At 53.3% G+C, this 12,332-nt stretch carries 11 protein-coding genes; 5 read left to right on the top strand and 6 right to left on the bottom strand.

What is annotated here, in order from left to right; all coding sequences use genetic code 11:
* The first annotated feature begins 176 nt into the window (after window positions 1-176).
* Window positions 177-1,490, top strand: a complete 1,314-nt coding sequence (locus ACR8BF_RS19870; RefSeq protein WP_434745989.1) for an MFS transporter — start codon at window positions 177-179, stop codon at window positions 1,488-1,490.
* Window positions 1,491-1,660: 170 nt separating this feature from the next.
* On the opposite strand, the gene eco is transcribed toward ACR8BF_RS19870, so the two are convergent.
* From eco to ACR8BF_RS19850, 4 genes are all read right to left on the bottom strand, one after another.
* Window positions 1,661-2,164, bottom strand: a complete 504-nt coding sequence (eco, locus tag ACR8BF_RS19865) for a serine protease inhibitor ecotin (protein ID WP_434745988.1) — start codon at window positions 2,162-2,164, stop codon at window positions 1,661-1,663.
* 272 nt (window positions 2,165-2,436) lie between these two features.
* Window positions 2,437-3,903, bottom strand: coding sequence for a pyridoxal phosphate-dependent decarboxylase family protein (locus ACR8BF_RS19860; protein ID WP_434745987.1), 1,467 nt, complete (start codon window positions 3,901-3,903; stop codon window positions 2,437-2,439).
* Between the two features lie 14 nt (window positions 3,904-3,917).
* The gene (locus ACR8BF_RS19855) at window positions 3,918-5,303 is read right to left on the bottom strand and encodes a diaminobutyrate--2-oxoglutarate transaminase (protein ID WP_179897869.1); all 1,386 of its coding nucleotides are present in this window, start codon (window positions 5,301-5,303) and stop codon (window positions 3,918-3,920) included.
* A 473-nt stretch (window positions 5,304-5,776) separates the two neighbouring features.
* Window positions 5,777-6,352, bottom strand: coding sequence for a TetR/AcrR family transcriptional regulator (locus tag ACR8BF_RS19850; protein WP_434745986.1), 576 nt, complete (start codon window positions 6,350-6,352; stop codon window positions 5,777-5,779).
* 104 nt (window positions 6,353-6,456) lie between these two features.
* Here ACR8BF_RS19850 and ACR8BF_RS19845 point away from each other — a divergent pair, with 104 nt between their 5' ends.
* Entirely contained in the window at window positions 6,457-7,350 is an 894-nt protein-coding gene (locus tag ACR8BF_RS19845) for an ABC transporter six-transmembrane domain-containing protein (protein ID WP_434745985.1), read from the top strand.
* A 123-nt stretch (window positions 7,351-7,473) separates the two neighbouring features.
* Here ACR8BF_RS19845 and ACR8BF_RS19840 read toward each other — a convergent pair whose 3' ends face one another.
* Window positions 7,474-8,223, bottom strand: a complete 750-nt coding sequence (locus ACR8BF_RS19840; RefSeq protein WP_434745984.1) for an NAD-dependent epimerase/dehydratase family protein — start codon at window positions 8,221-8,223, stop codon at window positions 7,474-7,476.
* 305 nt (window positions 8,224-8,528) lie between these two features.
* On the opposite strand from ACR8BF_RS19840, the gene ACR8BF_RS19835 reads away from it, so the two are divergent.
* From ACR8BF_RS19835 to cspE (ACR8BF_RS19825), 3 genes are all read left to right on the top strand, one after another.
* Window positions 8,529-9,725 (top strand): MFS transporter, encoded by a 1,197-nt coding sequence (locus tag ACR8BF_RS19835; RefSeq protein ID WP_313552733.1) that lies wholly within the window; start codon window positions 8,529-8,531, stop codon window positions 9,723-9,725.
* A gap of 419 nt (window positions 9,726-10,144) precedes the next feature.
* Window positions 10,145-10,357, top strand: coding sequence for a transcription antiterminator/RNA stability regulator CspE (cspE, locus tag ACR8BF_RS19830; protein WP_003855207.1), 213 nt, complete (start codon window positions 10,145-10,147; stop codon window positions 10,355-10,357).
* A 479-nt stretch (window positions 10,358-10,836) separates the two neighbouring features.
* Window positions 10,837-11,049: a transcription antiterminator/RNA stability regulator CspE gene (gene cspE, locus ACR8BF_RS19825; protein WP_003855207.1), complete on the top strand. Its 213-nt coding sequence runs from the start codon at window positions 10,837-10,839 to the stop codon at window positions 11,047-11,049.
* Between the two features lie 181 nt (window positions 11,050-11,230).
* Here the strand turns inward: cspE (ACR8BF_RS19825) and ACR8BF_RS19820 are convergent, their stop codons facing one another.
* Window positions 11,231-12,247, bottom strand: a complete 1,017-nt coding sequence (locus tag ACR8BF_RS19820) for a lipoate--protein ligase A (protein WP_313698814.1) — start codon at window positions 12,245-12,247, stop codon at window positions 11,231-11,233.
* Window positions 12,248-12,332 lie beyond the last annotated feature (85 nt).

Here is a 12,332-nt window from a genome sequence, read left to right as displayed (position 1 = left end):
CATCCTGACAACCGTAAAGCGGTTGTGCAAGGACTGAAGGTGAAAAAGCTCACCAGCGACGCATCAGCGCGACTTTTATGTGTCGGGGTTAACGCGACGGGCAGAATAGCGCGCAGGCATGCAGCGAGTGTGGTAATCATAAGCAACTGATGATGCGACAAAAAGGATCGCCTGCTATGACGGTACCCGCCGATAATCTGCTCAGCTCCGCCAGCCGTAAACGTGCTCTGCTTGCCGGTTCAGTAGGGAATTTCATTGAATGGTATGAGTTCGCGGTTTATGGCTTTCTGGCTACCGTTATTGCGCAGAACTTCTTCCGGCTGGAAGGGGAATCGGCGCTGACCGGGCTGCTGCTGACCTATGCCTCATTTGCTATCGCCTTTTTCTTCCGTCCACTTGGTGCGATCATCTTTGGCCGGATGGGCGATCGCATCGGGCGCAAACCCACGCTGATCTTTGTATTGATCATGATGACGCTGGCGACGGCAGCAATCGGTTTGGTTCCCACTTACGCGCAGTCGGGCATCCTGGCGCCGCTGATCGTGACCGGTCTGCGTATCCTGCAGGGGCTTTTCGCCGGGGGCGAGTATGGCGGGGCGGTTTCACTCATGACGGAATTTGCGCCGCGCGGCAAGCGGGGTCTGTATGGCGCGTGGCAATCCTTTACCGTCGCGCTGGGTTTGCTGGCCGGTGCGGGCATTGTCGCGCTGCTCTCTGTGCTGCTGACGCCGGAGCAGATGCTGAGCTGGGGCTGGCGCATCCCGTTCTTTGTCGCGCTGCCGCTGGGCGTTCTGGCGCTCTGGCTACGGATGCAGATGGAGGAGACGCCGGCATTTATTCAGCAACAGGCGCAACCTGTAGCAAAAGTTGATGCCAGCCTGGGCGACACGCTAAAAACGATTCTGCTGGGCATCTGCCGACTGATGGTGTGGTCGGCAGCGGGTTACACGTGGCTGGTGATCATGCCGACTTACCTGCAGGCGTCGCTGCACACTGGCTTTAATCAGGCGCTGCTGATTGCGGTGATATCCAACCTCGGCTTCGCCGCCACCATTATCCCGGCTGGAATGCTGAGCGACAGGATTGGCCGCCGTACGGTGATGGTCTCCGCAGCGGTACTGTTGCTGGTGCTCTCTTTGCCGCTGCTCAATGTGCTGCAGTCAGAAAGTTCCGGCCTGCTGTTAAAAGCGCTGGTGGTGTTTGTCGCGGGCGGAGTGGTCGGCTTGCTGGCAGGACCGGGTCCCGCGATGCTGGCCGAGATGTTCCCGACGCGCGTACGCTACACCGGGCTGGGACTGGCCTATTCACTCTCCAATGCGGTATTTTCCGGCTGCGCCGGATTAATCATCACCGGGCTGATAAAAGAGACGGGTAATCCCGATATTCCCGCCTGGTATGTGATGGCGACAGCGCTGGTGAGTATTATGGCACTGATGACGCTGCACAAAGATGACCATTTGCGGCTACTGGACGAGCCTCCAGCGCACTGATAAGCGCGATATTACATGACATATGGCAGGTGTTAATGTGCCGTCAGGCGGTGAACAGAGGAATGAAGTATGAGCAAGCTGGAGAGAACAGAGGGCGGTCTGCTGATTTAAGGCAGGTCAATGAGCACCTGCCTTGAGGGCGAGAGACATTAATCAATAGCAGCCCGCGGTTATTTCTGCTGAGCGCTCCCCGTTTCACCTGCTTTCCAGGTGCGATACTTAACCTCTACATTCGCCGGGGTATAGACCACGATCGGCAGCTTACTGTTGTAATTCAGCATGCCAGCGGTGCCCAGGTTAGCCGTCACAAACTTCTTCCTTTTGTTACCGTCGGGGCAGGCCATCATTGTCGACATTGTCATGGCAGCGTCTGCTTTTTCTGGGGTCTTAAAGACAAAGTAATCGTAGCCCCAGCCCTGTACGGTTCCGACCTGCAACTGTCCAGCGAGGACGTGCTGGTTACAGTCCACTTCAAGTGTCCGGCCTATTAACAGCTCAATCTTATAAGACGATTCATTCTGACGTGTCGGCAACTCAATGACCTGTCGAATACTGCCTTTCTCTGCCTGAGGATAGGGCGCAAGCGTCGCTAAAGGCTGTGCGGCGGTTGCAAGGCCGGTTGAAAGAGAGGTGGCAGCCAGTAATCCTATTGTAAGTGTTGTCATCCTGCGCATTTATCAGATCCTTAATTGGGGTTTGCGCCACATAAACGTCCATTATTTTGTGGTTTATTCCGTGGCAATGACTGCTATTTTATTCAAAATCATTATTTTATGTCACTCTTGCAAGCTAAAGCGCTGAATTTTTTCTGTATGCTTTTATTTACATTCATTTGTCGATGGCAGCAGTACATTGAGTTCCGCGTGTCAGACCTCCAGGCGAAAACCAAAAAAAAAGGCTCCACAAGGGAGCCTTTCATTCAGTACAACCCATCAGCCTGGCGCGTTTACACCAGCTGTTGTGCCGTGGTCTCGACCAGCGTCAGCAACACTTTGATATCTTCCAGTGTCACCGTCGGGTTCAGCAGGGTCATCTTCAGGCAGGTTACGCCATCATGCTCGGTCACACCGACGTTAGCACGTCCTGATTCCAGCAGGGCATCACCAATACGCTGGTTCAGCAGAGCGATATCTGCATTGCTGAAGTGCCCCAGATGTGCCGGACGATAGCGGAACAGCACGCTGGCCAGTTGTGGCTTCATGACCAGCTCCAGTGCAGGCTGCTCATCAACATATTGTGCAACCTGTTGTGCCAGTGTCACACCATGATCGATGATTTCGGCATACTGCTTCTGACCCAGCGCTTCCAGCCCCATCCACAGTTTCAGTGCATCAAAACGGCGGGTGGTCTGCAGCGATTTAGACACCAGATTCGGCACGCCCTGGGCTTCATCGAACTCAGAGTTCAGGTAAGCCGCCTGATAGCGCATCAGTTCATAGTGACGCGCTTCCTTCAGCAGGAAAGCGCCACAGCTGATGGTCTGGAAGAACTGCTTGTGGAAGTCGAGGGTGATGGAATCCACCAGCTCAATGCCATCCAGATAGTCGCGATACTTTTCTGAGAGCAGCAGTGCGCCGCCCCAGGCCGCATCGACGTGCACCCAGATGTTCTCTTCCGCCGCCAGCGCCGCGATTTCACGCAGTGGATCGATCGCACCGGCATCGGTGGTACCGGCTGTGGCAACGATCGCCAGAATGTTTTCGCCGTTGGCTTTAGATGCGGCCAGCTTGTGGCGCAGGTCATCCATATCCATGCGGGCATAACGGTCACATTTCACCTGCGTGACAGACTGATAACCCAGACCCAACAGCGCCATGTTCTTCTGAACGGAGAAGTGTGCGTTCTCTGAGCAGAAGACTTTAATCTTCTTCAGATCGCCGGTTAAACCATCCTGCTGAACAGAGTGTCCCTGACGGGCAAACCAGGCGTCACGCGCCAGCATCAGACCCATCAGATTGCTCTGGGTACCGCCGCTGGTGAAGACGCCCGCGTCGCCAGGCTGATACCCTACCTGGGTACGCAGCCATTCAATCAGCTTCATTTCAATCAGGGTGGCAGACGGTGCCTGATCCCATGAATCCATGCTCTGGTTGGTGGCGTTGATCAGCACTTCCGCCGCCTGGCTGATGACCAGGCTCGGACAGTGCAGGTGTGCCACACACTGTGGGTGATGCACCGACAGGCTGTCTTTAAGGAAGTACTCAATGGCGCGTTCAATCGCAGCCTGGTTACCCAGGCCCTGAGGATTAAAGTCCAGCGTGATGCGCTCGCGCAGCTCTGCGACGGTTTTTCCCTGATACATCTCAGGTTGTTCCAGCCACTTGACGACAGCCGCACTACTCTGGGCAATCGCCTGCTGGTAGGCCTCGGTACTCTGTGCTGAGGCCGCCAGAATCGGGTTTAACCGGGACATTGCATTCACTCCACTCAAACTGGTTTCACGCCAGCTGACAGCAGGGCGTTTTCAAATTTATCCATAAACACATCAAGTTCTGCATCCGTGATCAGCAGTGAAGGCAGCAAACGTAATACGCTGCCGTGACGCCCGCCACGCTCCAGAATCAGGCCGTTCTCGAAACATTTCTTCTGAACCAGCGCAGACAGTTCGCCGTCTGCCGGGAAACTGCCCATGTGGTCAGCGGCTTCATCGGGTTTAACCAGCTCGATACCGATCATCAGACCCAGACCGCGCACATTGCCGATAACCGGATAGCGCTGTTGCAGCTCACCCAGTTTGCCTTTCAGCCATTCGCCCTGTGCTGCAACTTTGTCAGCGATATTGTTATCTTTCAGCAGTTTCAGCGTGGTCAGGCCGGTGGCCATTGCCAGCTGGTTACCCCGGAAGGTGCCGGTGTGGTGACCCGGAGACCAAGCGTCGAACTCTTTCTTAATGCCCAGCACTGCCAGTGGCAGACCGCCGCCGACCGCTTTGGACATCACAATGATGTCTGGTTCGATACCCGCGTGCTCAAAGGCGAAGAATTTACCGGTGCGGGCGATACCCGCCTGGACTTCGTCGATAATCAGCAGAATGCCATGCTCTTTGGTCACTTTACGGATGCGCTGCAGCCACTCAGCCGGAGCCGGGTTAACACCGCCTTCGCCCTGAACTGCTTCCAGAATCACGGCTGCTGGTTTACGAACGCCGCTTTCAACGTCGTTGATCAGGTTTTCGAAGTAGTAAGTCAGAGCTTTCACGCCCGCTTCACCGCCAATGCCCAGCGGGCAGCGATAGAGGTGCGGATAAGGCATGAACTGCACTTCCGGCATCATGCCATCAACGGCTTCTTTCGGAGAGAGATTGCCGGTGACCGACAGGGCACCGTGGGTCATACCGTGATATGCACCAGAGAAGCTGATGATGCCGGAACGGCCGGTGTGCTTTTTCGCCAGTTTCAGCGCCGCTTCTACGGCATCTGCTCCAGATGGGCCGGTAAATTGCAGGCAGTACTCTTTGCCCTGGCCCGGTAATAAGGAGAGCAGGTACTCAGAGAACTCATCTTTTAAAGGCGTAGTTAAATCAAGAGTATGTAACGGCAAGCCGCTGGTAATGACATGTTGAATACTCTGCAGAACGTCTGGATGGTTATGTCCCAGTGCCAGCGTTCCTGCACCCGCAAGACAGTCGAGATACTGATTATTCTCGACGTCAGTGATCCAGACGCCCTGAGCTTTCGCAATTGCGAACGGCAATTTGCGAGGATAACTGCGAACGTTTGATTCAAATTCAGCCTGACGGGCTAAATAGGTTTCGTTGGTTGCGTTTACGTTCTGTGCATTCAAACTATCAATACGGACTTTATCCGTCATCATATCTCTCCTACAACCGTAACGGGCGTAGCGTCACAGTTGAATAAATAAATTAAAAGGGGTGGCTATGTGTAAAGCGCGGCCAATATAGGGGTTTTTAAGGTCCGACTCAATGATTAATTTTATCGGCAGATAGCGGATTCTTTGCTTTAGTAATCAATCAGTTGATGGGTTTGTGACCGTGTACATTCTTGCCGCTTCGCTCATGGTTTTCTAATTAATGGCGTAAAAACACCAACTTACCCGATTAACCTTGCGCTAAATCAATGATAATAATCTGTGTAAACAGCTGTTTCCCGCAAAAAACGCTATCAAAAAGGGGACTTTTCAGACGGAAAAAGCATAAGTCAGTTTAACTGCCGAAGCTGCATTTATTGCGGGCAAAAAGCGCACAATAATTAAAATAATAAACCTTTCATTAACATTTAATTAATATCTGGCCGGTCTCGTGACGTTAATAAACCGGGTAATCGGTTTTATGACAGGACAATATCAATAAATTGATTTAAGTCTGCCAGTGCCTCACATGCTTTCTTTTCGGAAGGATTGATGGTCAGCAGGTCGGCATAGCCGTTGAGCATGGCGCTGATCTGCCTGGCAGTGCGAGGCACATCAGCACAGTTAAACGTATTATCCGTGACGCCGTCACGAATAATGCCTTCCACCAGACCCTGCCACACCGTTGTCATCTCATCGGCCAGCGTAGCATAGGCTTTATTGTGGGCAGCGGTCTGCCAGAACGAGGCATAGAGTTGCCAGGTCGCATCGGGTGCGCTCGGCAGATGGCTTTCAAACAGCGTGAGTAAACGCTGGCGGGGCGTGAGCAGCGTCAGGGAGTCAGCAAACGCTTCGAAATCCACTCGCATAAAACGCTCCAGTGCCGCCAGGCAGAGCGTCTGCCAGTTACTGAAATAGTGGTAGATACGACTGCGCGAAATCCCCACGGACTCGGTGAGTTCCCGGGTGGTGACTTTTTCGATCCCTTTTTCGATAAACAGCACTATCGCTGCATCCAGTATTTTGATTCTCAGTGCTTCAGCTGACTCTTTCATTATTCTCCCAATAACGGTCACGTTGACTTTGAGCGGTTGCTCAAATAGACTGCTTTTTATACTTGAGCAACCGCTCAAGAATGATGATATCAGAAACAGAAACTATGCATTCCTCAAAAACGATCCTTACTGTTGCGGCTCCCCGCAGCGCTATTCTGACATTAAAAATGCTCGGCCGTCGCCATAGCCGCAAGCTGTTCCTTACACTGCTGCTGGTGGTGGCGGAAAATGTCATGTATCTCCTCTATCCGCTGCTGGCGGGGTTTGCGATCAATGCGATCATCTCCGGCAGGACATGGCACGCGGTACTCTATGCGGCGATGGTCTTTACCATGTGGGCCATCGGCGCAGCACGACGCAGCGTGGATACCCGCACCTTTGCCCGCATCTACGCTGAGCTGGCCGTGCCGGTAATTGTGGCGCAGCGTAGCGAAAACCACAGCGCATCTACCATTGCCGCACGAGTGGCGTTGTCACGGGAGTTTGTCGACTTTTTCGAGAAGCATCTGCCGGTGCTGATCACGTCGCTGGCGTCGATGACCGGTGCCGCCGTGATGCTGATGGCTATCGAGTTCTGGACCGGCGCAGGCTGCCTGGCGATCCTGTTGTTCTTCGCCTGTTTCCTGCCGGGTTTTACCCGCAAAAATGACGCGCTCTTTGGTCGTCTGAATAACCGGCTGGAGAAAGAGGTGAGTTTTGTCAGCAACGCAAACGCCGCGTCTCTGGGCCGTCACTATGGCGTGCTGGCCAGCCTGCGGATCCGCCTCTCCGATCGGGAAGCGTGTGGTTATCTGGCGATCGGTAGCGTCGCGGCGCTGCTGTTTGCTGTCACTATCGCGGTGATGTCAGGCCGTGGCGGCACCGATGCGGGTCACATCTATTCGGTCATGACCTATATGTGGATGTTTGCTATGAGCCTGGATGATGGTCCACAGCTGCTGGAGAAATATTCACAGCTGAAAGACATTGGCCGCCGGGTAAATACAGGCTCGCAATGAGTGGCCTGCTTGCGGCCATAGTAAGTCTGGATTCAGTCTCTGGCAGTCACAATGAAACTCCCGCCGGACTCGCCGGCGGGTATGGATTGTCAGCGCGACAACCCGGCTACAGTTCGGCACGGTTTAATAATCCAGTTCACCCGGCCTGAATGTCCGGAATGCGTTATCAGACGGTGTATAGCCCAATACCTCACGCGTCTGTGTCAGATCAAAGCGTTTGAAACGGTTATCGGAAATGCCGTAGCCAATAAAGAAGGCTATGTTCTCTGCCTCGACAGCACCGCTCAGCAATCTGACAGCATCATCGGGACTGAGCCAGGCGCTGTAATCCCGTGCAGTATGCTGGCGGTTATCCAGTGCCGGTTCAAACGCCCCGATTCTTAGTGCCACGCTACTCAGACCATGCTGGGTGGCATAGAAAGCGCAGAGCGCTTCACCATAACATTTGGTAACACCATAGAGATTCGCAGGTGAAACGGCCATGCCGGGATGGATCTGCACATCTTTCGGATAGCCTTCAATAGTCTGTGCACTGCTGGCAAAGACCAGACGACGACAGCGATGTTCGGCTGCTGCCTTGAGTAACCAGGTGGTGGAGAGGATATTCGCCGGCAACAAATCGTCGAAACTGGCCTGTGCATCAGGGATACCGGCAAGGTGGATGACCGTATCGACAGGCTCTTCGGCCAGTAACGTCGCCGCTGTATCAGGTTGTGACAGATCCGCCACGACAAAACGGTGGGGGACAGGGATTGCGTAGTCCGGCTCCCGCCGATCGGTCAGGATAAAACGGTAGCGATTCTGGCTGGCTGCAAAGAACGTCCGGCCGATTCGCCCGCTGGCACCGGTAAGAAGAATAACTCTGGTCGTCATCTGCTGAGTCCTGTTAAGTGTCCGGTTACGTCAGTTAACGCTAGCCGACGAGTTAAGCAGACATTCCTGACACACACCCTGATGACCTCTCAGGATTGTGAACTGACACCGCGCAATTTGCGCCAGAGCTGCACGGATTAAAGCTTTCGCTGTTGCAGTCTCAAGTGTGCGCCTGATCACAAAATGGGTTGCTAAGCGTGTTCTTCCTTTTTATAGTCTGACCGCTTCATCCGGACGGGAACACGTTCTGCTTTCTCCCTCCGGCTCACTTCCGTTCTTTCAGCTCAGGCCATTGGGAATCAATTGTGTTAAGAAAAAATCATAAAACCGACGATGCCGGTTTTGTACGCTGGGCATTGCTGGCCCTTGCGCTGGGCGGCTTTGGCATTGGTACCGGTGAGTTCATCATGATGGGCCTGCTGCCGGATGTATCACGTTCTCTGGCGATTACCGAACCGCAGGCAGGCAACGCCATCGCCAGTTACGCGCTGGGCGTTGTGGTAGGTGCACCGTTTATTGCGGTACTGGCGGCGCGCATGGCGCGTAAGTCACTGCTGCTGATCCTGATGGCGCTGTTCAGCATCGGCAATGTCGCCAGCGCGATGGCTGATAGCTATCACGGCCTGCTGGTAGCGCGCTTTCTCACCGGCCTGCCGCATGGCGCTTATTTTGGCGTCGCGTCGCTGGTGGCGGCTTCACTGGTGCCGATTGAACGGCGTGGTCGTGCGCTGGCATCGCTGATGCTGGGACTGACCGTCGCGACGCTGATTGGCGTGCCGCTGGGCTCCTGGATAGGCCAGCTTTTCAGCTGGCACGTGGTGTTCACCTTTGTCGGCGCGATTGGTCTGCTCACCTGTCTGCTGATTGGCCGCTATGTGCCTTACACGGCTGGCGATGCAGATGCGCATCCGCTGCGTGAACTGGGCGCGCTGAAAAATTCACAGGTGCTGCTGACCCTGCTGGTGGGTGCAGTGGGTTTTGGCGGCATGTTTGCTATCTTCAGTTATATCGCGCCGACGCTGATTAACATTGCGGGCATCGCTCCCTCGCTGATCCCCTGGGCGATGGTGGCGTTTGGGCTGGGGATGATCATCGGTAATCTGGTCGGCGGCCGTCTGGCTGATGGTTCGGCGCTGAACATTATTGGCTGGACGCTGTTATGGAACGTGCTGGTAATGCTGGCTTTCCCGGTGCTGGTTCAGCATGTGGCAACCGGACTGCTGGCGACCTTCCTGATCGGCACCTGCTCGGTGTTGCTGCCGTCCCTGCAGATTCGCCTGATGGATGTTGCCAATGATTCGCAAACCCTGGCAGCCGCGATGAACCACTCGGCGCTGAACATTGCCAATGCAATGGGTGCATATCTCGGTGGCCTGACGGTGTCGCTGGGCTACGGGTGGATTTCTACTGCCTGGGTGGGCGTTGCGCTGGGTGTTGCCGGTCTTATGGTTTTTGTGATGACGGCGCGACATGCCGCCCGTCAGCAGGCTCAACTTGCCTGACAGTGAAAAAGCAGGGCGCAGCGATACTGTTTATCGCTGCGCGTTATGGGAAATGCGCCGTATAGTTTTTCAACAACGATTGAGCGCCGTGATTTTATTCTCTGACCGTTCAGTGATGATTATCCTTTTCCGACGCCGGAATATAAAAAGCACAGGCAAATCAATAAGGGGGGTCCGGACGTCCGGATGTTTGAATTAAATTAAATAATGTTTGCCAAAGTCGATCGGGCATGGCTTAATAGCGCCATCGGTTTGGAACACAGACCTTATCAAAGCAGTTTTAGTAAAGCAGCCCTCAGTGCAAGCGATATCTCTAGATACCCTTTCTTTGTGAGTCTCCTCCTAAAAGCCTGGTAAGTTACCTTCTGAAAGACAGGCCATCTTCGCCACGTAGTGGCTCATAAATTAAGGAAATATCGATGTCTAATAAAATGACTGGTTTAGTAAAATGGTTTGATGCTGGTAAAGGTTTCGGTTTTATTTCTCCTCAGGACGGCAGCAAAGATGTATTCGTACATTTCTCTGCAATCCAGAGCAACGATTATAAAACTCTGGACGAAGGTCAACAGGTCGAATTCACGATTGAAAACGGCGCTAAAGGTCCTTCAGCAGCAAACGTAGTCCCTATGTAAGTCTTAATTATCAATAACGCTTACGAAAATGATAACGGCAATAGCCTGATCAGGTAAGCGTGAAATTGATAATTAATGAAAACCCGCCTTGTGCGGGTTTTTTGCGTTTCAGGTAGGGTTAATCCATGGTCGGTTATTTTTCATTTTGCTTCATTCGTTACGTGTTAAATAATCAGGGAATAAAGGGATCAATAAAGGACAGAATGAATGAAAAAAAAATCAATCAGAGCGCTCCGGACGTCCGGATGTTAAAATTAAATTAAAATAATGTTTGCTAAAATAGGTAAGGCGTGGCTTAATAGCGTCATCGGTTTGGAACACAGACCTTATCAAAGCAGTTTTAGTAAAGCAGTCCTCAGTGCAAGCGATATCTCTAGATACCCTTTCTTTGTGAGTCTCCTCCTAAAAGCCTGGTAAGTTACCTTCTGAAAGACAGGCCATCTTCGCCACGTAGTGGCTCATAAATTAAGGAAATATCGATGTCTAATAAAATGACTGGTTTAGTAAAATGGTTTGACGCTGGTAAAGGTTTCGGTTTTATTTCTCCTCAGGACGGCAGCAAAGATGTATTCGTACATTTCTCTGCAATCCAGAGCAACGATTATAAAACTCTGGACGAAGGCCAGCAGGTCGAATTCACGATTGAAAACGGCGCTAAAGGCCCTTCAGCGGCAAACGTAGTGCCTATGTAAGCCTTAGTTATCAATAGCGCTTACGATCGCGATGACGGCAACAGCCTGAGCAGTTAAGCCTGAAATTGATAATTAATAAAACCCGCCTTGTGCGGGTTTTTTGCGTTGGTGATTTACGGGATGCTGGGATGGAGAGGGTTGCCCGCCACAGTTTTCCGCGCGGGAAAGTGACAAAAACTGTTCAGCGTACGCTGGCGACCAGCCAGTGCTGCAATTCTGTCAGCTCTGCCTGTTGCAACGGAAAATCCGCAACCAGCTGACTTAGTACCGGCTCAAGCGCGTCTGGCCGGTAAGTGACGTTCTGCATCCGCTGCGCCAGCGCTTCGAGCGGCGCAGGATTGAGGCTGTCGCTGAAAATCTGACAGCGGGTGATCACGCCGCGTTCAACATCGAAGTGGATCTCCACGCCGCCCCAGACAAAACGCTGGTCCAGCTGGTGAGAGAAGTCAGGTGCCTGACCGAAATTCCACGCCCAGCTACTCTGCCGCGCAAACTGCTCTGTGAAACCCGGCAGGTCGGGCAAGGCTTCAGGCGAAATCCTCTCCGGTTCACAACGCTCTCCATAATGGTCGAAAAAGGCATCAGTCACTGCGGAGCAGATCGTCTGATAGCTGATACCCGGTGTTAATTCCGCCAGATTGGTTACCCTGGCGCGGACAGACGTAATCCCTTTGGCCTGCAGTTTTTTCACATCAGGATTAAGGTAGTCCGCCAGCCGGGAAAGATCGGCATCCATCAGAATGGTGCCGTGATGAAAACCGCGGTCCGGTGTTTCGCGGTAGGCGGAACCGGAGATTTTACGCAGTCCCTCAGCGGTGTTGACTACTAAATCGTTACGTCCGGACGCTTCCGCAGGGACATCCAGCGCATTAAGTGCACGCAGGATAATGGCGGTCGAGACGCTTTTATCGTACTCGGGCTTGCCAGCCATAAAGGTAAAACAGCAGTTGCCGAGATCGTGAAATACTGCGCCACCGCCGCTGCTGCGACGTGCCAGCCGGATGCCATCTTCCGCCATGCGTCGGGTGTTGCATTCTTTCCAAGGATTCTGCGCACGTCCGATCACCACCGTTTCCGCATTACGCCACAAAAATAGCACCCGCTGGGTGGCGGGCATCTGCCGGAAAATGCACTCTTCAACCGCCAGATTAAACCAGGGATCGTTAGATTCAGATAGCAGTAAACGCAGCGTGGACATCGGAGACTCCTGTTCCGTTTGAGAAGCGGCCCATAGAGCAGGGCAGAAGGCAGAGTGTACCAGCCGGGGGGCTGAGCCACATGCC

Source organism: Candidatus Pantoea rara (genome assembly GCF_051136265.1).
Classification (GTDB): domain Bacteria; phylum Pseudomonadota; class Gammaproteobacteria; order Enterobacterales; family Enterobacteriaceae; genus Pantoea; species Pantoea rara.
The sequence above is the reverse complement of the archived record's forward strand: the minus strand, read 5'-3'. Positions and strand labels throughout refer to the sequence as shown.

Coding starts and splice junctions, on each gene's coding strand:
- ACR8BF_RS19855 (WP_179897869.1), bottom strand. CDS start 5,303: ATGATGACGGATAAAGTCCGTATTGATAGTTTGAATGCACAGAACGTA.
- ACR8BF_RS19845 (WP_434745985.1), top strand. CDS start 6,457: ATGCATTCCTCAAAAACGATCCTTACTGTTGCGGCTCCCCGCAGCGCT.
- ACR8BF_RS19820 (WP_313698814.1), bottom strand. CDS start 12,247: ATGTCCACGCTGCGTTTACTGCTATCTGAATCTAACGATCCCTGGTTT.
- ACR8BF_RS19840 (WP_434745984.1), bottom strand. CDS start 8,223: ATGACGACCAGAGTTATTCTTCTTACCGGTGCCAGCGGGCGAATCGGC.
- ACR8BF_RS19860 (WP_434745987.1), bottom strand. CDS start 3,903: ATGTCCCGGTTAAACCCGATTCTGGCGGCCTCAGCACAGAGTACCGAG.
- ACR8BF_RS19850 (WP_434745986.1), bottom strand. CDS start 6,352: ATGAAAGAGTCAGCTGAAGCACTGAGAATCAAAATACTGGATGCAGCG.
- cspE (WP_003855207.1), top strand. CDS start 10,837: ATGTCTAATAAAATGACTGGTTTAGTAAAATGGTTTGACGCTGGTAAA.
- ACR8BF_RS19870 (WP_434745989.1), top strand. CDS start 177: ATGACGGTACCCGCCGATAATCTGCTCAGCTCCGCCAGCCGTAAACGT.
- cspE (WP_003855207.1), top strand. CDS start 10,145: ATGTCTAATAAAATGACTGGTTTAGTAAAATGGTTTGATGCTGGTAAA.
- eco (WP_434745988.1), bottom strand. CDS start 2,164: ATGCGCAGGATGACAACACTTACAATAGGATTACTGGCTGCCACCTCT.